The 21260-nt window shown below is 72.0% G+C and carries 21 protein-coding genes; 12 read left to right on the top strand and 9 right to left on the bottom strand.

Translation table 11 applies throughout. The annotated features are described in order from the left end of the window. Positions 1–64: 64 nt before the first annotated feature. Together ACFWWR_RS06445 and ACFWWR_RS06440 are read right to left on the bottom strand one after the other, a co-directional pair. Positions 65–610 (bottom strand): isochorismatase family cysteine hydrolase, encoded by a 546-nt coding sequence (locus ACFWWR_RS06445; protein ID WP_383865346.1) that lies wholly within the window; start codon positions 608–610, stop codon positions 65–67. Positions 611–932: 322 nt separating this feature from the next. Beyond that, positions 933–1244: a hypothetical protein gene (locus tag ACFWWR_RS06440; RefSeq protein ID WP_384302241.1), complete on the bottom strand. Its 312-nt coding sequence runs from the start codon at positions 1242–1244 to the stop codon at positions 933–935. 120 nt (positions 1245–1364) lie between these two features. Between ACFWWR_RS06440 and ACFWWR_RS06435 the strand changes: the two genes are divergently transcribed. Genes ACFWWR_RS06435 through ACFWWR_RS06425 form a run of 3 tightly spaced genes read left to right on the top strand, consistent with a single transcriptional unit; the run spans position 1365 to position 3072 of the window. Then, a complete protein-coding gene (locus ACFWWR_RS06435; RefSeq protein WP_383865342.1) occupies positions 1365–2057 on the top strand; it encodes a nucleotidyltransferase domain-containing protein in 693 nt (230 codons plus the stop codon). Beyond that, positions 2054–2350 carry a BON domain-containing protein gene (locus ACFWWR_RS06430; RefSeq protein ID WP_384302239.1) on the top strand — a complete coding sequence of 99 codons (297 nt, stop codon included), beginning with the start codon at positions 2054–2056 and terminating at the stop codon, positions 2348–2350. Before ACFWWR_RS06435 ends, ACFWWR_RS06430 begins: the two co-directional genes overlap by 4 nt. Then, positions 2347–3072: a metallophosphoesterase gene (locus ACFWWR_RS06425; protein ID WP_384302237.1), complete on the top strand. Its 726-nt coding sequence runs from the start codon at positions 2347–2349 to the stop codon at positions 3070–3072. The genes ACFWWR_RS06430 and ACFWWR_RS06425 overlap by 4 nt, the downstream gene beginning before the upstream one ends. A gap of 105 nt (positions 3073–3177) precedes the next feature. Here ACFWWR_RS06425 and ACFWWR_RS06420 read toward each other — a convergent pair whose 3' ends face one another. Beyond that, positions 3178–4362, bottom strand: coding sequence for an amidohydrolase (locus tag ACFWWR_RS06420; protein WP_383865336.1), 1185 nt, complete (start codon positions 4360–4362; stop codon positions 3178–3180). A 176-nt stretch (positions 4363–4538) separates the two neighbouring features. Here ACFWWR_RS06420 and ACFWWR_RS06415 point away from each other — a divergent pair, with 176 nt between their 5' ends. After that, positions 4539–5102 carry a hemerythrin domain-containing protein gene (locus tag ACFWWR_RS06415; protein WP_383865334.1) on the top strand — a complete coding sequence of 188 codons (564 nt, stop codon included), beginning with the start codon at positions 4539–4541 and terminating at the stop codon, positions 5100–5102. 12 nt (positions 5103–5114) lie between these two features. On the opposite strand, the gene ACFWWR_RS06410 is transcribed toward ACFWWR_RS06415, so the two are convergent. Continuing rightward, positions 5115–5642: a hypothetical protein gene (locus ACFWWR_RS06410; protein ID WP_383865332.1), complete on the bottom strand. Its 528-nt coding sequence runs from the start codon at positions 5640–5642 to the stop codon at positions 5115–5117. A 158-nt stretch (positions 5643–5800) separates the two neighbouring features. Next, positions 5801–7132, bottom strand: a complete 1332-nt coding sequence (locus tag ACFWWR_RS06405) for an endo-1,4-beta-xylanase (RefSeq protein ID WP_383865330.1) — start codon at positions 7130–7132, stop codon at positions 5801–5803. A gap of 291 nt (positions 7133–7423) precedes the next feature. Between ACFWWR_RS06405 and ACFWWR_RS06400 the strand changes: the two genes are divergently transcribed. The 4 genes from ACFWWR_RS06400 to ACFWWR_RS06385 all read left to right on the top strand — a co-directional run bounded on the left by ACFWWR_RS06400 (position 7424) and on the right by ACFWWR_RS06385 (position 15043). Next, positions 7424–7987, top strand: a complete 564-nt coding sequence (locus tag ACFWWR_RS06400; RefSeq protein ID WP_383865328.1) for a hypothetical protein — start codon at positions 7424–7426, stop codon at positions 7985–7987. A gap of 120 nt (positions 7988–8107) precedes the next feature. Then, a complete protein-coding gene (locus ACFWWR_RS06395; protein WP_384302235.1) occupies positions 8108–10642 on the top strand; it encodes a SpoIIE family protein phosphatase in 2535 nt (844 codons plus the stop codon). A gap of 111 nt (positions 10643–10753) precedes the next feature. After that, positions 10754–13546 carry a SpoIIE family protein phosphatase gene (locus ACFWWR_RS06390; RefSeq protein ID WP_383865324.1) on the top strand — a complete coding sequence of 931 codons (2793 nt, stop codon included), beginning with the start codon at positions 10754–10756 and terminating at the stop codon, positions 13544–13546. Between the two features lie 132 nt (positions 13547–13678). Further along, entirely contained in the window at positions 13679–15043 is a 1365-nt protein-coding gene (locus tag ACFWWR_RS06385) for an FAD-dependent oxidoreductase (protein WP_383865322.1), read from the top strand. A gap of 355 nt (positions 15044–15398) precedes the next feature. Here ACFWWR_RS06385 and ACFWWR_RS06380 read toward each other — a convergent pair whose 3' ends face one another. Next, a complete protein-coding gene (locus tag ACFWWR_RS06380) occupies positions 15399–16193 on the bottom strand; it encodes an SDR family NAD(P)-dependent oxidoreductase (protein WP_384302233.1) in 795 nt (264 codons plus the stop codon). 180 nt (positions 16194–16373) lie between these two features. Here ACFWWR_RS06380 and ACFWWR_RS06375 point away from each other — a divergent pair, with 180 nt between their 5' ends. Continuing rightward, a complete protein-coding gene (locus ACFWWR_RS06375; RefSeq protein ID WP_384302231.1) occupies positions 16374–17519 on the top strand; it encodes a hypothetical protein in 1146 nt (381 codons plus the stop codon). Here the strand turns inward: ACFWWR_RS06375 and ACFWWR_RS06370 are convergent. Next, entirely contained in the window at positions 17512–18018 is a 507-nt protein-coding gene (locus tag ACFWWR_RS06370; protein WP_384302229.1) for a hypothetical protein, read from the bottom strand. The two genes, ACFWWR_RS06375 and ACFWWR_RS06370, sit on opposite strands and share 8 nt — an antisense overlap. A gap of 617 nt (positions 18019–18635) precedes the next feature. On the opposite strand from ACFWWR_RS06370, the gene ACFWWR_RS06365 reads away from it, so the two are divergent. The 3 genes from ACFWWR_RS06365 to tgmB all read left to right on the top strand — a co-directional run bounded on the left by ACFWWR_RS06365 (position 18636) and on the right by tgmB (position 20252). Continuing rightward, positions 18636–18929, top strand: a complete 294-nt coding sequence (locus tag ACFWWR_RS06365) for a YkvA family protein (protein WP_383865316.1) — start codon at positions 18636–18638, stop codon at positions 18927–18929. A 131-nt stretch (positions 18930–19060) separates the two neighbouring features. Next, a complete protein-coding gene (tgmA, locus tag ACFWWR_RS06360; RefSeq protein ID WP_053748325.1) occupies positions 19061–19252 on the top strand; it encodes a putative ATP-grasp-modified RiPP in 192 nt (63 codons plus the stop codon). A gap of 16 nt (positions 19253–19268) precedes the next feature. Next, on the top strand, positions 19269–20252 hold the full coding sequence (tgmB, locus tag ACFWWR_RS06355; protein ID WP_384302227.1) for an ATP-grasp ribosomal peptide maturase: 984 nt from the start codon (positions 19269–19271) through the stop codon (positions 20250–20252). Between the two features lie 7 nt (positions 20253–20259). Here tgmB and ACFWWR_RS06350 read toward each other — a convergent pair whose 3' ends face one another. Beyond that, entirely contained in the window at positions 20260–20475 is a 216-nt protein-coding gene (locus tag ACFWWR_RS06350; RefSeq protein ID WP_383868002.1) for a hypothetical protein, read from the bottom strand. A 126-nt stretch (positions 20476–20601) separates the two neighbouring features. Beyond that, the gene (locus ACFWWR_RS06345) at positions 20602–21072 is read right to left on the bottom strand and encodes a hypothetical protein (protein WP_383868004.1); all 471 of its coding nucleotides are present in this window, start codon (positions 21070–21072) and stop codon (positions 20602–20604) included. Positions 21073–21260 lie beyond the last annotated feature (188 nt).

Genomic DNA, 21260 nt, shown 5'->3' with positions numbered 1-21260 from the left:
AGGCCCGGGCGGGGGCGGCGGACGCCCGGCGGTGACAGGGGCTGCCCTGACGAGGCGCGGCGTGCTAGGGGATTTGCTGCCACAGCTCCCGGCTGTCGCAGAGGTGCGCGCTCATGTTGCGTTCCATCATGCGCAGCGCCGCGCCCGCGAGGTCGTGGTGGATGTGGGCGACCGCGTCGCGGGGGACGGTCACGTCCAGGTGGCGGATGTGGGCGTCGAGGGCCGAGTAGAGAACGCACTGTTCGGTGACCTGGCCGCACAGCACCAGGTGATCGACGTCCAGTTGGCCGAGCAGGTAGCTCAACGGGGTCTCGTAGAAGATCGAGTGGCGTGCCTTGAGGACGAAGAGCGAGGTGTCGTCCGGCGTGAGCGGGGCCACGAGGTCGGCGTGCGGTCCCTTGAGCGCGGTGTCGAGAACCTCGCCGTGGTGGGAGCGCCATTCGCCGAAGTTGTCATTGACGTAGACGACAGGCACATCGCTCTTCCGCGCGCGGTCGAGCAACGCCGCGATGTTCGGTACGGCGGTCTCCACCGAGGGCAGCAGGAGGTCGGCGTCGTCGTGGTCGTACGTGTTGATCATGTCGATGACGATCAGCGCGGTCGTGCCCATACCTCTCAGGGTGACAGTCCTTGATGCATGACGCACGAAACCGCGGCCGGTACCGAGGGCAGCGCTCCGGCCTGCTCCCCGACAGTGGCTGCAGGAGGTCCGGTCGGTCGCGGCGCTGGAGGGAGTGCCGATGACCTTGACGGTCCACGAGACCCGGATCTACGGCGATCCGCGCCCCGCCGCCGAATCGGCCGGGACTCGCTGAGTGACCGGCGGGAGGGCGAAGCGGTCCTGGCGCCCGCCGTGAGGGACCGCCTCCTGCCGCTGCTCCGCTCTCGCGGAGCTCTCGGCCGGCCGGCGGGCGGCAGTGGCGCCACGTGGGTCAGATGCGGTGGCCCTGTGCCGTGAGCCAGCGGTGGACGGCCTCCTTGTCCGCGGGGGTGATCCGGACGGGGCCCTCCACCTGCGGGCCCTCGTCCTCGTTGAAGCCCGTGTCGGTGACCCGGCCGGTGACCCAGTGGGCCAGGTCCTGAGCGGACCCCTCCGACAGCGATCCCCGTTCCCAGCCCCGGCGGGCCTCGCGGGCCGCGGCGCCGTCGTGCCGCTCGGTCTCCTCCAGCCAGGCCGGCACCAGTCGTGCGACGATCCGGCGTTCCTCGGGCGAGCTCTGCCGAGGTGTTTCCTTGCCGTTCATGAGGACCGGGTTCCCGCGAACGCGGAAGAGTGACACCCGCACGTCGGCGCAGGGCGTTCGTGTCGACGACGGCGCGCCGGGTACTCGGGCCTGAGCCGTCGACCAGGAAAGGGGGCAGCGATGACGCGGCATGCGGAGGACGACGCTGCGGATCAGCGCGAAGGCGTCGCGGAGCTGCGTCTGGCAACGGGAGATCCGGAACTCGTCCCGCAGAACGGCGTGCTCGCCGGGGACCTGCCTCTCGACCGCAATCAGGCGATCCTGCAGGCCGCCAAACAGGTCGGCTCGATCCTGAAGCGCAAGGGGCACGCGTTCGCCCTCGCGGGCAGCGTCGCGGTGTACGCGCACGGAGGCGCCCAGAACCTTCAGCACGACGTCGACTTCTGCTTCCGTCCCGAGGACGCGGACGCCGTCGCCGAGACCCTGCGCGAAGCCGGACTGCCGATCTACGCGCCGCCGGAGGACTGGCTGCTGAAGTCCAGCTGCATGGGCCAGCAGGTCGACCTGATCTTCGAGCTGGCCCACCAGCCGGTCACGACGGAACTGCTGGAGCGGGCGCAGGAGTTGTCGGTCGACTCGGTCTTCATGCCGGTGCTGGCGCCGACCGACCTGGTGCACAGTCTGGTGGCCGCCTTCTCCGAGCACCACTGCGACTTCGGGGCGGTGCTCCCGATCGCCCGGACCCTGCGGGAGAGGGTCGACTGGGAGAAGGTGCGCCGCGCCTGCGGGGACGACCCGATGCCCGACGCGTTCTTCTACTTCCTGGAGCGGCTGGAGGTCATCGAGCCGAGGCCGAAGGAGGAACGGCGATGAGCGAGACCGGCTCGGGGCGGCCCCACGGAGTGGACCATGCCCCTGCCGCGGAGAACGTCGAGTACCGCGTCGCCCATCTGCGCGACCGGCTGGCCGCGGAGGAACTCGGTGAACTCGGCGTACGCGCCGAGGTGCGGGCCGGATCGGTCGTGGTGACCGGCACGGTGCCGTCCGCGCAGTGCCGTGAGACGTTGCTGCGGACCGTCCACGAGGAGCTGGACGGTCTCTCCGTGCACACGGACGTCGTGGTGGCCGAGACCGCCTCCCCCGATCATGCGGAGGACCTGCCATGATCCGCGTCGCCGCCGTCGGGGACATCCACATGGGCGCCGAGAGCCAGGGCCTGCTGCGCCCCGCCTTCGACACCCTGGACGAGTGTGCCGACCTGCTGCTCCTGGCGGGTGACCTGACCCGGCACGGCACGCCCGAGGAGGCCCGGGTGGTGGCCCAGGAGGTACGGGGGCTGCCGGTGCCGGTCGTCGCGGTGCTCGGCAACCACGACCATCACGACGAGCAGCCCGAGAAGGTCGCCGCCATCCTCCGGGAGGGGGGCGTCACGGTCCTGGAGGGCGAGGGCACGGTCGTCGAGTGCGGCGGCTCGCGCGTCGGTGTCGCCGGTACGAAGGGATTCGGCGGCGGCTTCGTCGGACGCAGCGCCGGCGAGTTCGGCGAGCCGCTGATGAAGGAGTTCGTCCGTTACACCCGGCACTGCGCGGACACGCTGCACACCGCGCTCAAGGAGCTGGAGGAAGAGGGCTGCGAGCTGCGGGTGGCCCTGACCCACTTCTCCCCCGTCGCCGACACCCTCGCCGGCGAGCCACTCGAGATCTTCCCGTTCCTCGGCAGCTACCTGCTGGCGGAGGCGATCGACACGGCCGGTGCCGACCTCTCCGTCCACGGCCACGCCCACAGGGGCACCGAGCACGGGATGACGGCCGGTGGGGTGCGGGTGCGAAACGTCGCCCAGCCGGTGATCCGGCGGGCGTTCAACGTGTACCAGCTGCACACCGACTGAGGGATTCCACGTGTACCGGCCGCACCCCGGCTGAGCGGTTCAACATGTACCAGTCCCGCACACCGACCGAGGCCACGGACTCACAGTGTGGCGGCGGCCACGGACTCACAGTGTGGCGGCCGTGTGGTGCCGCCATGCGCGCTCCCGCACGTCCGGGCACAGCAGCACCTCGACCGCCGTGCACGCCAGAGCCTCCGCCGACGCCAGCATCGCCGCCCGGCCGCGGTCGGACGCCGCGGCGGCGGCGAACTCGGGGGTGTGGTCGGAGCCGTCCGGATCCATGATCGCCACGAAGGGGTGGATGGCGGGGACCCGCCCGCTGACGTTGCCGATGTCGGAGGAGCCCAGGTACACGCCCGGGTCGGGGGCCGTGATCCCGATGCCCGTGCCGGCCAGGTGCCGCGCGAACCGGTCGGACAGCACCGCGCTGTCGCGGAAGTGCTCGTAGCGCGGTGTGGCGCGTTCGACGGTGACCGTTGTCGCCGTCGCCCGGGCCACGCCCTGGGCGCAGGTAAGGAGCTCTCCCGCGAGGTCCTCCAGGGCGGCGGTCGTCGCGGCGCGCAGCCCGAACAGGCCCTCCGCGTACTCGGGGACGATGTTCGTCGCCCGGCCGCCGTGGGTGATGATGCCCTGGACGTGGGAGCCCTCGGGCAGCCGCCGCCCGACCACGGCGAGGGTGTTGAACAGCTGGATCAGTGCCGCGAGCGCGTCGATGCCCTCGGCGGGGTTTCCGGTGGGGTGCGCGGCGCGGCCGTGGAAGGCGACCCGGTACTGGGACTGCGCGGTGAGCGGCGCCCACCGCCAGCTGTACACGCCGGGGTGGAACATCAGCGCGGCGTCGACGTCGTCGAACAGCCCGGCCTCGACCTCGGTGACCTTGCCGCCGCCGCCCTCCTCGGCGGGCGTGCCCACGGCCCGGACGGTTCCCGCGTCGGCGGGCAGGACGGCCCGCGCGGCCAGTGCGGCACCCAGGCCGGCCGCGGCGATCAGGTTGTGGCCGCACGCGTGCCCGAGGCCGGGCAGCGCGTCGTACTCCAGGAGCAGGGCCACCGCGGGCCGGGGCCGCGCTCCCGACCGTGCGGAGAAGGCGGTCGGCAGTCCGGCGACGCCCCGCTCGACGGTAAACCCCTCCCACGCGAGTTCGCCGCAGAGCAGTGCCGCCGCCCGGTGCTCCTCGAAGGCGTACTCGGGCTCGATGTGCAGGGTCATTGCGACGTCCCACAGCCGCTCGGCCCTCGCGGCGACTTCCCCGCGTACTCGCGCGAGCACCTCGTCCAGAGCGTCGGTCACGTCGGCCTCCCGGGGGGCGTCGCATGTGTGTGTCCCGGTGCGGGTTCCTTCGATGCGCCCCGCCCACACCCGTCCGGCGCGGCTTTGGCCGGGCGTAGGGCGGGCCGCGTGGGGCACTCGGGGGGCCGTGGCGGGTCCGCCCCGGGGCCGCCACCCCCTGGCTGGAGGTGGAGAGCATGGGACACGGAGGAAACGTCATCGACGAGCTGATGGCCGATCACCGGGAGGTCGAGGACTTCTTCGGCCGCATCGAGGCCCTGCCGTCCGGTGACAAGGACCGCAAGGTGTACGCCGAGCAGGCCACGATGGAGCTGGTCCGGCACTCGGTGGCCGAGGAGGAGTACCTGTACCCGGCCGTGCGCGAGCATCTGGTGAACGGGAACGCCATGGCGGACCGGGAGATCGAGGACCACTCGAAGGCCGAGCAGATCATGAAGGATCTGGAGGGCTGCGAGGCGGAGGATCCCGAGTTCGACCGGCTCGTCGGCATGCTGATGAGCGAGATCCGCTCCCACATCGCCGACGAGGAGGAGAACCTCTTCCCGCAGCTGCGGGTGGCGTGCCCGCCGGAGGCACTCGACACGTTGGGCGACAAGGTCCGTATGGCCAAGAAGATGGCGCCGACCCGGCCGCACCCGTCCGCCCCGGACACGCCTCCGGCCAACAAGCTGTTGGCACCGGGTGCCGGACTGGTCGACCGGATGCGGGACGCGCTGACCGGACGCGGCAAGCACGACTGACCGCCGGCGGCCTCAGGCGATGAGTGCCTGTCCCGGCTCGAGGCGTTCCACGAGCTGGGAGTGATGGAGTTCGGCCACGGGGGCCAGCAGGTCGGGGTGACGCAGGAGGACCGCCGCGCGGCGGTCCTCCTCGTCGGGTGCGAGCAGGCGGCGGAACTCGGCCGACACCCCGTTCGTGTGGCTGCCCCCCGCGAGTGCGGCCACGGCCCTGACGGCCAGTTCCGGGTCGGTGAGCAGGCAGGCCGCCCAGCTCGCGACGACCTCGTCGACCCAGGTACGCCAGGCGGCCTCGTCCGCGTCCCGGGCACCCGCCCCGTCCGCGCCCGTGACCCAGTCGAGCCGGGCCGAACCACCGGGTCCGGCCATGCCGACCAGTGCGGCGTCCATCAGGGTCGGATATCTCAGCCAGGCCGCCACGGTCACGGCCTGGCGCGCCTGCACCTCGCACAGGGCGGAGGCCAGCGCGCCGCCGCCCGAGGGATAGGCGCAGGTCAGCCATTGGGCGGTCGCCGCGATGACCGGGGAGAGATCTGCTTGCACTGCCGGGCCGCCCGTTGCTGGTGATGAGACAGGGGACTGCGCGAAACGGTAGCCCGCCGGTCCTGCCGTACGACATGGCCCGGGTCTCCCCGCTGACGTGGCTTCGACCACATCAGGCCGGGGAGGCCCGGGCTCGGTCGGAACCGGGCGGGGCGCGATCAGGACGTGGTGCAGGACCCGAGCACCGGGGCCGCGCTGCTGCCGTTCTTCATGACCGTGAAGCCGAAGCTCGTCGACGCGCCTGCGGCCAGGCTGCCGTTGCCGTTCGGCTTCATCGTCATGACGTTGCCGCTGCTGTCCCAGGTGGGCGTGCCGTTCCAGGTCGTGGAGATCTTCTGCGGCGCGGTGACGGTCACGGTCGTGGTCCAGTTGCTGATCGCGGCACTGCCCGCGGTGACGGTCACCTTGCCGTTGAAGCGGTCGCTCCACTCCTCCTGCTTGCTGTACGTCACGGAACAGGCGGCCGTACCGCCACCGCCGGAGCCGCTGCCGCCCAGCGCGGTGAGTACGGCGGTGTAGGCGGCCTTCTTGTTGTAGTTGCCGTCGAACAGCAGTGGGGTGCCTGCGGCGCGCCAGGAGTACTTGTCGGTGACGCCCCAGACGGTGATGCCGGTGCAGCGGGAGACGGCGAGGCATGCCTTCACTACGTTGCCGTAGCTGGTGGCCTGGGCGGTGCCGGAGCCCTCGATGTCGAGTTCGGTGATCTGGACGTCGACGCCTAGGTCGGCGAAGCGCTGGAGATTGGCCTGGTAGTCGGCCGGTACCGGGGAGGCGCTGTTGAAGTGGGACTGGAAGCCGACGCAGTCGATGGGCACGCCGCGGGCCTTGAAGTCCCTGACCAGGTTGTAGACGGCATTGCTCTTCGCGTTGACGCCGTCGGTGTTGTAGTCGTTGTAGCAGAGCTTGGCGGCCGGGTCCGCCGCGCGTGCGGTGCGGAACGCCTCCTCGATGAAGCCGTTGCCGAGCTTGTCCTGGAACGGTGAGCTGCGCCGGGCTCCGCTGCTGCCGTCCTGGAAGGCCTCGTTGACGACGTCCCAGGAGTGGATCTTGCCCTTGTAGTGGCCCATGACCTGGTTGATGTGGTTGTTCATGGCCGTTCTGAGGTCGGCGGCGGCGAGCATGCCGACCCAGCTCGGCAGTTGGGAGTGCCAGACCAGGGTGTGTCCGCGGACCTTCATGCCCTTGCTCTGGGCGTGGCTGACGATCCGGTCCGCGGCGGTGAAGTCGAAGGAGTTCCGGGTGCCCTCGACGGCGTCCCACTTCATCTCGTTCTCGGGGGTCACCGAGTTGAACTCGGCGTCGAGCGTGGAGACGTAGGCGGATTCGCCCAGGTGGTTCGCGGCGACCGCGGCGCCGAAGTAGCGGCCCTTTTCGGCCGCTGCGGAGCCGAGTGTGCCGGCGGCGTCGGCCGGTGCCGACAGGGCGATGACGCCGGCTGCGGCGAGCAGGCTCGCCATGCCGAGGGTGCCGATGGACGTGCGGGTGGCCATCTTGTTCCCCTTTCTGACGGTGGATCTACCGAAAGTTTCGGTCAGCTTTCCGAATGGCGTCGCAGACCATATGAGCCGTCCCCCTGGGCGTCAACGGACTGCGCACGAGCCCCTCGCAATTGGCTCAGAAACCCCGTCGACAGCATGCGCCACTGAACAGTCGGAACGACATCCGAATGTTTCGACAGCAGGCATGAGAGTCGGCGTAAAGGCAGTGGGAAAGAGTGCAACCTTTCAGCCACATCGGGTGTCTCACCCGGTACCACTCACATCCACGTCTCGAGGGACATCATGAGACGAAGCAGAACAGCATGGGCCGCGGCAGTACTCATGGGCGCGGCGTTGACGGCGAGCACGATGCCGGCGGACGCCGCCCCGGCGGCCACGGCGTGCCCCACCGGCTGGGGCAGCCTCGACAAGTCCCGCGCCGCCGGCACGACGGCGCCGGTGAAGAACATCAGGACCGGTAGCCACGCCTGCTACGACCGGATGGTCATCGACGTCCCCGGCGGCGGCAGTCTCGGCTACTGGGTGCGCTACGTCGACCGCCTCCGTCAGGACGGGTCGGGTCGTCCCGTCCCCGTCGCGGGCGGAGCCGTTCTCGAGGTACGGGTGGCAGCACCCGCCTACGACCCCGACACCGGGGCCCCCACCTATCCCGGACGGGTGGCTCGCCCGCTGCCCGGCGTGAACCTCTCGGGCTACCGCACCTTCCGGGACACCCGGTTCGCGGGCAGCTTCGAGGGCGAGACCCAGATCGGGCTGGGGATCCGCGCCCGGCTGCCGTTCCGGGTGCAGCACCTTGCCGACCGGGTCGTGGTGGACGTCGCCCACAACTGGAGCGGCAACCGCTGACGCCGCTCGATTCTCCAGGGAGCACGAGGTTGCTTGCGCCGCCCAGGTGCGGTCCGGGCCGGTCGTGGCGCATTCTTGCTGTGTCGCCCGCGTGACTGGCGCACGGACGAGGTAGGGCCGATGACTGGGAGCTCCCAGCACGCACAGCCGAAGCCCGGACGGCTGGCGGCGCTGCTGATCGACGCCTCGACGGAGGCGATCAGCGCGGCCGGCGGCCAGGCGGGAGGCGTCTACCTGCGCTCTTCCACACCTGGCCTGCTGCGCCTGGCCGTACTCGCCGGGCTGCCCGGGCCGCTGTTCCGTCCCTGGTGGCAGCTGCACGTGGACAGTCCGTTCCCCGTCGCGGACGCCCATCGGCTCGGCGTCCAGGTGGTCCTGCCGAACGCCACCGAGACGATGCGCCGGTACCCCCAGTTCTCGGCCGGTCTGCCGTTCCAGTTCGGCTCCCTCCATGCCCCGGTCGTGGCCGGTTCCCACGCGTACGGCGTCATCACCGTGCTGCGCGCCTCCGTCCCCGACGCCGCCGAAGTGCTGCCCGAGCGGGACCGCCTGACCCGACTGGCCCAGGCTCTGGGTGCGGCTCTGCGGAGCCTGGACGACGACGAGGCGGCCCCGCTCCGCTGGGACCAGGAGCCGCTGTGCGTGCGGTCGCCGGCCGCGCGTCCGCCGCTCGCGCGCATCGGGCGTTTCCTGTGGGTGCCCCGTACGGGGCTGGTGACCGGGGACGCGGGCCTGCATGCGCTGCTCGGCGTACCGCCGACGGAGTTCAACGGAACCCCGCAGGCGTTCGCGGACGCCGTGGCCCCGACCGAGGCGACCCGCATTCTGGTCGCGTTGCGGGACACGGCCGTCGGCAGACCTCCGACGCTGCCGCTGTACCTGCGGGCGGCGGACGGTGAACTGCGGCTGATGGACCTGTGGAGCCCGTACGAGGCGACCGGCTGGCCCCCGCACGACGCGACCGCCCCGGCCGCCGTACCGCCGGAGGCGGGCCCGGTGCGGGGCATCGTGCTCGACCCGGGTCTCGGCGCCACCGCCGACGCGGCGGCCGACCTGCTGCCGGACGGGGTGTTCTGTCTGGACCGGGAGGGCCTGGTCGTCTACGCGAACCCGCGCGCCGCGCAGTTGCTGCGCCGGCCGCGGACCGAGCTGCTGGGCCGGGCCCTGTGGGACGCCGTGCCGTGGATCGGCCGGCCCGACGTCGAGGACCATCTGCGCGGGGCCCTGCTGTCGCCGGACCCGGTGCACTTCCACGTCGAGCGACCTGCCGCGGACACCGTCGAGCCCGCACCGCGACCCTCCGAGGGCGACTGGCTCGCCCTCTCCGTGTATCCCGGCCCGGACCGGCTGACCTGCACGGTCCGTCCGGCGAGCCGGGTGGCGGACACCGCCCCGGCCGACCTCGCGACCGGGAACGGCGTCGCCCCGCCGGCGCCCGTGTACCGCCCCATCGTCCTCGCGATCGCGCTGACGGAGGCGGTCACCGCCCGCCAGGTGTCCGCCGTGGTGATGCGCGAGCTGCTGCCCGCGTTCGGCGGCCGCCGACTCGCCATCTACCTGCTCCAGGAGCGGCACCTGTACCTGGCCTGGGAGAGCGGCTTCCCCTCGGGGTTCCTCGCCCCGTTCGAAGGGGTGGGGCTCGACGCGCGGCTGCCCGGCGTCGAGACGCTCACCACCGGCCGGCCGCTCTTCTTCGACTCCATGCAGCAGCTGGCCGCCGCGTACCCAGGAATCGAGCTGGACGCCGAGGAGGGGGCCCGCGCCTTCCTGCCGCTGATCGCCTCCGGCCGCCCGGTCGGCTCCTGCATCCTGGGCTTCGACCGGTCCCGCAGCTTCAGCACCGAGGAACGTACGGTGCTCACCGCGCTCGCCGGGCTCATCGCCCACGCCATGGACAAGGCCCAGCGCTACGAGACCGAGGCCGCCCTCGCCCGCGGGCTCCAGCAGGCCCTGCTGCCCCGGCGGCTGTCCGCGCACCCGCAGGTGGAGACCGCTGGGCGCTATCTGCCCGGCACCCAGGGCATGGAGGTGGGCGGGGACTGGTACGACGTCGTGGAGTCCGGCGACGGCCTCGCCCTGGTCATCGGTGACGTGCAGGGGCACGGGGTGCAGGCGGCGGCGACCATGGGGCAACTGCGCAGCGCCGTACGGGCGTTCGCGCTCGGCGACCGGCCGCCCGACGAGGTCATGAGTGGCACCAATCACCTCCTCATCGACCTCGATCCCGGGCTGTTCGCGAGCTGCTGCTGCATCCGGCTGGACCCCGCCACCGGAGTGGCCCGGGCGGCCCGTGCCGGGCATCCGCCACCGCTGCTGCGCCGCCCGGACGGCCGCACCCACGTCCTGGACCTGCCCGGCGGGGTGGTGCTCGGCGTGGACCCGCGCGCCCGCTACCCGGTGACAGAGCTGCGCATGGACGCCGGCGCCATTCTCGCGCTGTACACCGACGGGCTGGTCGAGAAGCCCGGCGGTGACATCGACGACGGCATCAGCGCCCTGCGCGTGGCGCTGGCCAGGCTCGGCGGCCCCGCCGTCCGCCCGGGCGGCCACGCACTGGCGGGCGTGGCGGACCGCCTCACCGCGACGGCCCGCCACGCCGTCGACCGCCCCGACGACATCGCCCTCCTGCTCGCCGCACGCCGTCCCACACCGTGAGACGAAGCAGGACCCCGGGGGCCTGCCACGCCCCCTGGCGCCGGGAGTTCGGGCTGTCACGTCCTGAGGCCCCCTCGCCTCCTGAGGGCCCGGCAGTGTAGACATGGGCACATGGTCCGGCTCTTGGGTCGATCCGGGGCGTCGACCCGTCGCCCCAGCGGTCCGCGCCCTTCACACGCGCCCGACCGCGCTCCCGGAGCGCCTGACGGGCATCCGCGGCGAACCCGGCGACAGCCGGGCGGTCCGCCCGCCCCGCGGCAGCACGGTGGGGGCCGGTCGGGGTTGCCGTCGGCACTCGGCGGGCGCAGCGTCGCCGGACAGGTGTTCGTCCTGCAAGTGGTGATCGTGCTGCTGCTGGTCGTGGCCGCGGTGGTGGCCCTGGTGCTCCAGGTACGACATGACAGCACCAAGGAGGCCCGCAACCGGTCGGTCGCCGTCGCCGAGGCGTTCGCCAACGCGCCGGGCACCCGCGAGGCGCTGCGCTCCCCCGACCCGTCGGCGGTGCTCCAGCCGCGCGCCGAGGCGGCCCGCAAGGCGACCAAGGTGGATTTCATCGTCGTCATGAACACCGACGGCGTCCGCTACAGCCATCCCAAGCCGGACCGCATCGGCAAGAAGTTCGTCGGAACGATCGCCCCGGCGCTGGCCGGGCGGACCGTGACGGAGGAGATCACCGGAACGCTCGGCCCGCTGGTGCAGGCCGTCGTGCCCGTGAAGGCCGACGACGGCACGGTGGTCGGTCTGGTGTCGGCCGGCATCACCACCGAGAGCGTGGGCGGCGCCGCCGACCAGCAGCTCCCGCTGGTACTCGTCGCCGCCGCGGCCGGGCTCGCGCTGGCCACGGCCGGCACCGCGCTGGTGAGCAGGCGGCTGCTGCGGCAGACCCACGGTCTGGGTCCGCACGAGATGACGCGGATGTACGAGCACCACGACGCGGTGCTGCACTCGGTGCGCGAGGGCGTGCTCATCGTCGGCGACGACGGCACCCTGCTGCTCGCCAACGACGAGGCGCACCGCCTGCTCGACCTGCCCGAGGACGGCGAGGGACAGCATGTGCTGAACCTGGGCCTCGCCCCCGACACGGCCGGTCTGCTGGCCTCCGGGCGGGTCGCCACGGACGAGGTGCACCTGGTCAAGGACCGGTTGCTGGCGATCAACCAGCGGACCACCGACTCCCAGGGCGGTCCGCCCGGCACTGTCGCCACCCTGCGCGACTCCACCGAGCTGCGCGCCCTGTCCGGCCGGGCCGAGACGGCGCGGGAGCGCCTGAACATGCTGTACGACGCCGGAGTGGCCATCGGGACGAGCCTGGACGTGACCCGTACCGCCGAGGAACTGGCGGAGCTGGCCGTGCCCCGGTTCGCGGACTTCGTCACGGTGGACCTGTTCGACGCCGTACTGAGCGGCGGCCAGCCGCAGGCGACGACCGCGCTGAGCCGCACGGCCGTGAACGGGATCCGCAAGGACGCCCCGCTGTATCCGGTCGACGAGCGGATCCGGCTCGTCGACACCTCGCCCCAGGCGCGCGCCCTCGCCACCGGGCAGGCGGTCGTCGAGCCGCGGCTGAGCGAGGCCGCGGGCTGGCAGGCGCAGGACCTGGAGCGTTCCGCCCAGGTGGTGGCGTACGGCATCCACGCGCTGGTCGCCGTGCCGCTGCGCGCGGGCGCTCTGGTGCTGGGGGTGGTCAGCTTCTGGCGGTCCGAGAAGCCCGAGCCGTTCGACGTGGACGAGGTGGCCCTCGCCGAGGAGCTGGTCGCCCGGGCCGCGGTCTCCATCGACAACGCACGCCGCTACACGCGCGAGCACAACATGGCGGTGACGCTGCAGCGCAGCCTGCTGCCCCGCAACCTGCCCGAGCAGGACGCCCTGGAGATCGCCTACCGGTACCTGCCCGCGCAGGAGGGTGTCGGCGGCGACTGGTTCGACGTACTGCCGCTGTCCGGTGCCCGCGTGGCGCTCGTGGTGGGCGACGTGGTCGGGCACGGGCTGCACGCCGCTGCCACCATGGGGCGCCTGCGCACGGCGGTGCACAACTTCTCCGCCCTGGATCTCCCGCCGGACGAACTCCTCGCGCTCCTGGACGAGTTGGTCGGGCGCATCGACCAGGACGAGGCGGCGGAGGGCGCCAACGCCCCCGTCACCGGGGCGACCTGCCTGTACGCGATCTACGACCCGGTCTCCCGGCTGTGCACGATCGCCAGGGCCGGTCACCCGCCGCCCGCCCTGATCCACCCCGACGGCAGCGTGGAGTTCCCGGAGGTGCCGGCCGGCCCTCCGCTCGGGCTCGGGGGCCTGCCCTTCGAGACGGCCGTTCTCGAACTGGCCGAGGGCAGCCGCCTCGTGCTCTACACGGACGGGCTCGTCGAGGACCGTGAGCGGGACATCGACGTGGGCCTGGAACTGCTGCGCACCGCGCTGGAGGGGGCCGGCCAGTCACCGGAGGAGACCTGCCGGGTGGTCCTCGACTCCCGGCTCACGGCCCGGGCCGGCGACGACATCGCCCTGATCGTGGCGGGGACCCGGTCGCTGGCCGCCGACCGGATCGCCGAGTGGCAGGTGCCGGGCGACCCGGCCGCGGTCGGCGAGATACGCGCCTCGGTCAGCCGTCAGCTCGCCGGGTGGGGCCTGGACGAGCTGACGTTCACGACCGAGCTGATCCTGAGCGAGCTCGTCACCAACGCGATCCGTTACGGCGGCGACCCCATCCACGTCCGCGTGCTGCACGACCGCACCCTGATCTGCGAGGTCTTCGACAGCAGCAGCACCTCGCCGCATCTGAGGTACGCGGCCATGACCGACGAGGGCGGCCGCGGCCTGTTCCTCGTCGCGCAGCTCTCCGAACGCTGGGGCACCCGCTACACGCCCGAGGGCAAGGTCATCTGGGCCGAGCAGCCCCTGCCGTGAGCTGATCCACCCCGACGCCCCTCATAAAGTGAGCTTATGAGCTCATAGACCGGACCCGCGTACCAACTAAGGCTTGCCTTAGTTTAGGCTTCCCGTCGAGACGCCTTGTCACCGCTCGAAGGGAACCTGATCATGCCCCGCCCCCTGCGGGTAGCAATCGTCGGAGCCGGCCCCGCCGGGATCTACGCCGCCGACGCCCTGCTCAAGTCCGAGGTGGCCGCCGAACCCGGCGTGTCCATCGACCTCTTCGAGCGGATGCCGGCCCCGTTCGGCCTGATCCGTTACGGCGTCGCCCCCGACCACCCCCGCATCAAGGGCATCATCACGGCCCTCCACCAAGTGCTCGACAAGCCGCAGATACGTCTCTTCGGCAACGTCGACTACCCGACCGACATCAGCCTGGACGACCTGCGGGCGTTCTACGACGCCGTGATCTTCTCCACGGGTGCTACGGCCGACCGCGAGCTGTCCATCCCCGGTATCGAGCTCGACGGCTCGTACGGCGCGGCGGACTTCGTCTCCTGGTACGACGGCCACCCGGACGTGCCGCGCACCTGGCCGCTGGAGGCCGAGAAGGTCGCCGTGCTCGGCGTCGGCAACGTCGCGCTCGACGTGGCGCGCATCCTCGCCAAGACCGCGGACGAACTGCTGCCCACGGAGATCCCGCCGAACGTCCACGACGGACTCAAGGCCAACAAGGCCCTGGAGGTCCACGTGTTCGGCCGCCGTGGCCCGGCACAGGCGAAGTTCAGCCCGATGGAGCTGCGGGAGCTGGACCACTCCCCCAACATCGAGGTCATCGTCGACCCCGAGGACATCGACTACGACGCGGGCTCGATCGAGACCCGGCGCGGCAACAAGCAGGCCGACATGGTCGCCAAGACCCTGGAGAACTGGGCGATCCGCGACGTCGGCGACCGGCCGCACAAGCTCTTCCTGCACTTCTTCGAGTCGCCTTCGGAGATCCTCGGCGAGGACGGCAAGGTCGTCGGCCTGCGCACCGAGCGCACCGCGCTGGACGGCACGGGCAACGTCAAGGGCACCGGCGAGTTCAAGGACTGGGACGTCACCGCGGTCTACCGCGCGGTCGGCTACCTCTCCGACAAGCTGCCCAAGCTGCCCTGGGACATCGACTCGGGCACGGTTCCGGACGCGGGCGGCCGGGTCCTCCAGGAGAGCGGCGAGCCCCTGCAGTCCGCGTACGTCACCGGCTGGATCCGGCGCGGCCCGGTGGGCCTGATCGGCCACACCAAGGGCGACGCCAACGAGACGGTGTCGAACCTGCTGGACGACTACACCAACGGCCGTCTGCAGACGCCGGGTTCGCCCGAGCCGGAGGCGGTGGACGCGTTCCTCGCCGAGCGGGACGTCCGCTTCACCACCTGGGAGGGCTGGTACAAGCTGGACGCCGCCGAGAAGGCGCTGGGCGAACCGCAGGGCCGGGCGCGCGTGAAGCTGGTCGAGCGTGAGGACATGCTCAAGGCGAGCGGCGCGTAGTACGACGACGACGGCCTCGACGGTGCCGGATCCCTCCGGACCGTCGAGGCCGTTCTGCGTCTCCCTGACTCTCCATGGTCGACGGTTCCCACGACCCTGCCGATCTGCGGGCGACGGCCGCCCAGGAGGAGCCAACCCGCTCAGTCGGTCCAGTACTCCGTACAGGCCTTCGACGAGAACGGGCTCGGGTCCTTCACCCGCGAGCAGCGGTGAGCCGTGGTGAACAGGGCCCGCCCCGATGCGGATGGTGAGCGGGCCCCGTTCGAGAAGTCATTGTGATGGGGACGCCACGGGCCGGGCAGGAGCGAACCGCTCCTCATGGGTGCGCAACGTTCGCGCCCCGAGTGCGCGCGGGCTACGGAAGGATCGAGTCGACGTATCCGCCGTCCACGCGCACGGCGCCGCCGGTCGTGGCGGAGGCCTGCTCGGAGCTCAGGTAGACCACGAGGTTTGCGATCTCCTCCGGCTCGATGAGGCGTTGGAGCAGCGACTGCGGGCGGTGGTCGCGCATGAACACGCGCTGGGCGTCGTCCCAGGGCAGGTCGCGGTCGACGAGTTCGTGGACGAAGTCCTCGACGCCCTCCGTGTGGGTGGGACCGGCGATCACGGAGTTGACGATGCCACCGCTGCCGGCCGCCTCTTTGGCGAAACCGCGGCTGACCGCGAGCAGCGCGGTCTTCGACATGCCGTAGTGGATCATCTCGGCCGGGACGACGACGGCCGAGTCGCTCGCGATGTAGAGGATCCGGCCCCAGCCCCGGTCCCTCATCCGGGGGAGGTACGCGCGGGTCAGCCGGACGCCCGCCAGGACGTTGATCTCGAAGTAGCGGCGCCATTCGTCGTTGCTGATCTCCAGAGCGGGTCTGGGCCCGAAGATGCCGAGGTTGTTCACCCGGATGTCCACGTCGGGGAGCGCGTCCACGGCCACGGCCGCGCCCTCCTCGGTGCCCAGGTCCGCCGCGACCGGCACGAAATCCCCGTCCGGTACCTGCCGTCGCAGCTCGTCGACGCTCTTGTCCAGCCGGTCGGCACGGTGGCCGTTGACGCCGACACGCGCCCCGGCGCGGGCGAGGCCCGCGGCGATCGCCGCGCCGATGCCCTGGGAGGAGCCCGTCACCAGTGCGGCGCGCCCGGTCAGGTCCAGGTTCATGAAGTCACTCCTCCTCCCGCGGTACGGTCGGCCGCTGTGCTCCTGCCCACGATCGCCGACGATCCACGTCACCGCGGGCGGGACACCGCGGGTGTCCACCGGCCGGACCCCCGGTTGATCTCCACCCACCCGCGGCGACGATACTGGCCCTCGCACCCGCCCCCACTCACAGATGGATCCATGCCAAGCTCCCCCACCGACCGCCCCACCACTCCCCCCACCCTGTGGCCGGCCCGCGGCCGCCATGCCGGACCCGGCGCGGACGACGTGCTCCGGCGCCGTCTGCGGCGCCTCAAGGACGACGAGGTCCTCGACGACTTCGCGGAACTGCCCGCGGCCGAGGACGCCCCTGAGCGGATCTTCGAGGCCCGATGGCGGGTGCCGGGCGAGGTGATCGTGCGCGCCCGGCTGACCCTCGTACCCGAAGCCGACGACGAATCCGAGTGGACGCTGGTGGCGGAGGCCGACCAGCCGTGGGACCAGTCCTGGCCGTCGCCCGCCACCATGTTCTGGCCCGACACGCCCGACGCCGCCTGGGACCACGAGGCCGCCACCGGCCTGCCCTTCCGTGACCTCACCCCTCTGCCGCCGGACGACAAGGCCATACGGCGGCTGTTCAAGGACGCCGTCCGCGGCTGGGCCGTCCACGTCGTCGTCCACGAGGCCATGACCACCGACGAACGCGGTCGCCGCCCGCTGACCCGGCTGCTGCCGCCGAGCCTGCGGCACCGCGTGGTCGAGCACCGGGCTGCCCCGGACCAGCTGCGGGTCGTGAACTGGGCCCTGCGCGGCCTCAAGGTGGAGGTGCCGCGCGGCGGGGCCGTGGTCCTGCCCGGACAACCGGTGCCGCCCGGCTACCAGGACGGTGACTTCGCCGTCCGCAGCGTCTTCCTCGACGGGTCGGAGCCGACCGAGCTGATCGAGACCGTGACCCGCTACGCCGCGCTGCCGAAGCCTCTGCCGAACGGTGCCGACGCGGCGCTCACCGCGCTGCGGGAGCAGTGGCAGTTGCTGACCCTGCAGGAGGAACTCGCCCGCGAGCGCAGTCTGGTGGCCAGGTACGCCGAGGCGCTGGAGGCCATGACCAGGTCCCGGGACCTGTACCGGGAGGCCGCCGAGCGGGCCAACGAGGCACTGGCCGCCTACCGCGAGGCCGGGCCGGGCCCGGCGCCCGACGGCTCGGCCGGCGCGCCCGCCGGATCGGCGATCCAGCAGCTGACCCGGACGTTCGAACGTCTCAAGGGCTCCACCAAGGCCCTGCGTCCCACCCGCGCGGAGGGCGACGGCGAGGACCCGTCGGGCACGTCCGGACGCGAGGTCAGCTGAAGAGCGGAAGACGGTCCGCGTCCGGCCCCAGGGCGCGGAGTTCCGCCTCCGTGAGGGGTGTGCGGCCGGTGGCGGCACGGGCGTAGTGCTCGTCGCTCCACTCCAGTGGCACGGGCCGTCCCAGCAGGCCGTCCAGCGTGGCACGGACGGCGGCCAGGCCGGTCGGCGCCGGTCCGGGGGCCGCGGACAGCCGGGGGACGAGGTCGAGGTGGTGGATGCTCGCCTCGACGGCGAGCGTGAGCATCAGGTCCCCGGCGCTCAGCACATGGCCCTGCGTGGTGACGCGGTCGTCCGGGCGGGCCGCCGCCGCGGCGGTGACGGTGGCCGCAGCGGTCTCCAGGTACAGCTCTTTCAGCTGCCGGAAGTCGAGGAACATGCTGGCGCTCACCCGGTTCCAGCGCCGCCCGGCGGCCGCGCCGACCGGGTCCGGTGCCCAGTCCTGCCAGTACGTGACGGCATCGCGGTCGGCCGGCCCGGCGGCGGGTGTGTGCAGGGCCACCAGCGCGCGCTGGGCGTCCGCGAGACAGTGGAAACACCAGATCGCGGACCGCCCAGCCCGCGCAGTCCGTGGACAGCCAGGACTCCTCGTCCCCGAGGGGACGGACCACGGCGGCGAAGGCCTCGTAGGCGGCTCGCAGCACCTCGGCCGGGTGGTCGCGGTTCTCGTGATGCGCGCTCATGACGGCAGCCTAGGCAGGCGGCGCCGGGCCATGCAGCGACGTTTCAGTCAGCGATGCGGCTCGCCCCGGCCATCGGGCGTTCCGCCCGAGCGCTTCTCGGCGACTGCGGCGACGCCAGGCATGCCAGCGGCGCCGCCAGCGCGGCCAGGGAACACGCACACGGCCGCCGTACCGAGGAGCCAGTCCGGTGGCGAGCCGGAGGTCCAAGACGGGTCGTCATCCTCGGCTCCAGGGGAAGGGTGCGGTCGCTGCTGCGTCACCGAGGTGTGACATGCGACGTTACGGTGACCATTACCAGGCGCCCCCGCCGCGGCCCGCCACTCGGGCGACCCGCCGGTATGGGCGCCGCGTCCGGCGGCCATACCGTGGCCGTAACCGGGAATCCGACAACTGACGGGCGCTCGGTGCCGCCCGCCGGACGAGGAGGGGGCGGGCCGTGGACTCGACCACCACGCTGATCGTCGTCGCCGCGGTACTCGCGGCACTGGTACTGGCCGTGGCCGTACTGCTGCTGGTTCGGCTGGTGCGGGCCCGGCGCAGTCTGCGGCGGGCGGGTCTGCCGACCGGACCGCGCTGGGTCTTCTGGGGTGCCCTGCTGTACTTCGTGCTGCCGACCGACCTGCTGCCCGATCCGGTGTATCTGGACGACATCGGCGTACTGCTTTTGGCGCTGCGCACACTGCGCTCCTCCCCCGGGACGCCCGAGCGCGGTGCACCGAACGGGACATGACTACGCACGGTAAGGAAACCAATCACCCGTTCGATTCGTATAAGTCTCTGGAAGCCCGAGGAAGTCGGCGGACCGAGCGAGGCCGCAGGGTGACCGTCGTTTGATCGAGCAGCACCGGCGAGGGAGAGACGATGCAACCGTTCGCGCTCAACTACGCACGTCCGGCAGCGGAGTTGGAGGCCACCACTCCGTACGTCTATGACTCCGGACTGCAGTTGAACGTGCTCTTCGACGGGCGGATCGCCGCCCGTGACCACGGCCTGATGAGGGAACTGGGGACCACGACCTCCACCGCGGGCTCCAAGACGCACTTCGACGACTGAACACGGCGCGGCCGAAATGACCGTGTTGATTCTTACCTGCGAAGAGGACGTGACCGCCGACATGGTGGTGGTGCACCTCCACGCGACGGGGGTTCCGGTGGTCCGGCTCGACCCCGCCGACCTGACCGGCGGGGTGGCGCTGTCCGGCGAGTTCGTGCACGGCACGTTCCGGGGCCATGTGTCGTCCGGGGGACGCCTGGTGAGCCTTGGCGGCCTGCGGTCCGTGTGGGTGCGCAGGCCGGGGATCCCGGCCGCGCGGGCGGCGGCGCCCTCCGCCTGGCTGACCGAGGAGGCCTCACAGGCGCTCTACGGGATGCTCCGCGGCTGCGGCGCGCGCTGGATGAACCATCCCGACGCCGCGCGCCGGGCCCGCCACAAGCCCTGGCAGCTCCGGCTCGCCCAGCTCTGCGGTCTGCCGGTGCCGGCCACCCTCATCACGACGTTTCCGCAGGCCGCCCGCGAGTTCTCGGAACGCTATCCGGACCTGGTGGTCAAACCGGTCTCCGGCGCCCATCCGCAGGACCCGCCGCGGGCGGTGCCGACCAGCCGGGTCGCCCCGGACACCGACTTCTCCGCCGTCGCGTTCGGGCCGACGCTGCTGCAACGGCGGGTCGCCAAGCGGGCCGACATCCGTCTGACCGTCGTGGGTGAGCGGTTACTGGCCGCGCGCAAGGCCGTGGCCGACGGCGCGGAGCCCGACGAGGTGGACGTCCGCTTCGCGCCGAGCACCGAGCCCTGGTGTCCCGTCGAGGTACCCCCGCGTGTCGCCGCGGCGGCGCGGAAATACGTCGAGGACGCCGAACTGGCCTACGGCGCCTTCGACTTCGCGGAGGACGCGGACGGGACGTGGTGGTTCCTGGAGTGCAACCAGTCGGGCCAGTTCGGCTTCGTCGAGGTGGAGACGGGGCAGCCGATCGCGCACAGCGTCGCCGAGTGGCTCGCCCGACCGGGCCCGCAGCCGCGGGCCCACGTCAACGGCGCCGACTCGGCGACGCGGTGAGTTCGGGTCAGTAGGACCGCGGGCCGGGCAGGGCCGCCCGCTGCCAGCCCGCGCCCGGGGCGGCCTGGCGGTCGTTGGGGAGGGACGAGCCGAAGGAGGACTGCAGCGGCCGCATGACGTACTCCAGCTCCCTGGTCACCCGCTCGGCCTCCCTGCGTGTCTGAAGGGGAACGTCGCCGCGCTCCGCGACGAGTCGGTCGTAGATGGGGGAATCCTGGAACACCCGTCAACGCGCCTTTCGTGTCACTGCCCATGCAGTTGGGCACGAATGTCGAGTGTAGGCGCCCCCGCACAGCAACACGCACATTCCGGCGCAGGGCTTGACGTCAACGCCGGTTGCCGTTCGCGGTCAGGCCCCGGTCGTGGAACCGGGCCGGACGATCATGAGGACGGTGACGGTCGCCCACAGCAGGTTGAAGACGCCGGTGAACATGGCCAGTCGAACCGTACCGGCGCGCTCCACGGCCCGGTGTTCGCCGAGCTCGCCGAGGAGTTCCTCCTGTCGGGGCAGCACGAAGGCGACCAGGACGCCGGCCGCCGCCGCGGTCAGGGCCATGGACGTGGTGAGCCAGCCGTCGCCCAGGACGCCCATCGCGGCCGCGGTGGCGAATCCGAGGACGGGTACCGACAGGCCGACGCCGGAGTAGACACGGCAGATCCGGTGCAGCAGGCGTACGGTGCCGATCCCCGCGGTGTCGGGTCCGTCCGCGGTCACCTGGACGCGTCGTGCCGCGGGCGGGAACATGCTGGCCGCGACGGTGACGGGGCCGACGGCCACGATGGCGGCCAGGACGTGCAGGGTCAGCAGGAACTTGGTCATCGGGTGGCGTGTCCTTCGGTGCCGCGGTCGAACAGTGCCCGCCCACCCTAGGAATCACGTCGGGTGATCACATAGAGGCAGAAATGACAGGTTCCAACGGGTTCTCGCCAACGCCCTGTCCAGGCACCGGAGCGCTGAATCCCGTGTCCGGCAGGGGTTCGTGGCCCTGGCGGGAATCCGCTTATCGT

The sequence above is a fragment of the Streptomyces sp. NPDC058678 genome, from assembly GCF_042714835.1.
Lineage (GTDB): Bacteria > Actinomycetota > Actinomycetes > Streptomycetales > Streptomycetaceae > Streptomyces.
Note: the sequence above shows the minus strand (reverse complement) of the source record. Positions and strands in the feature narration are given on the sequence as shown.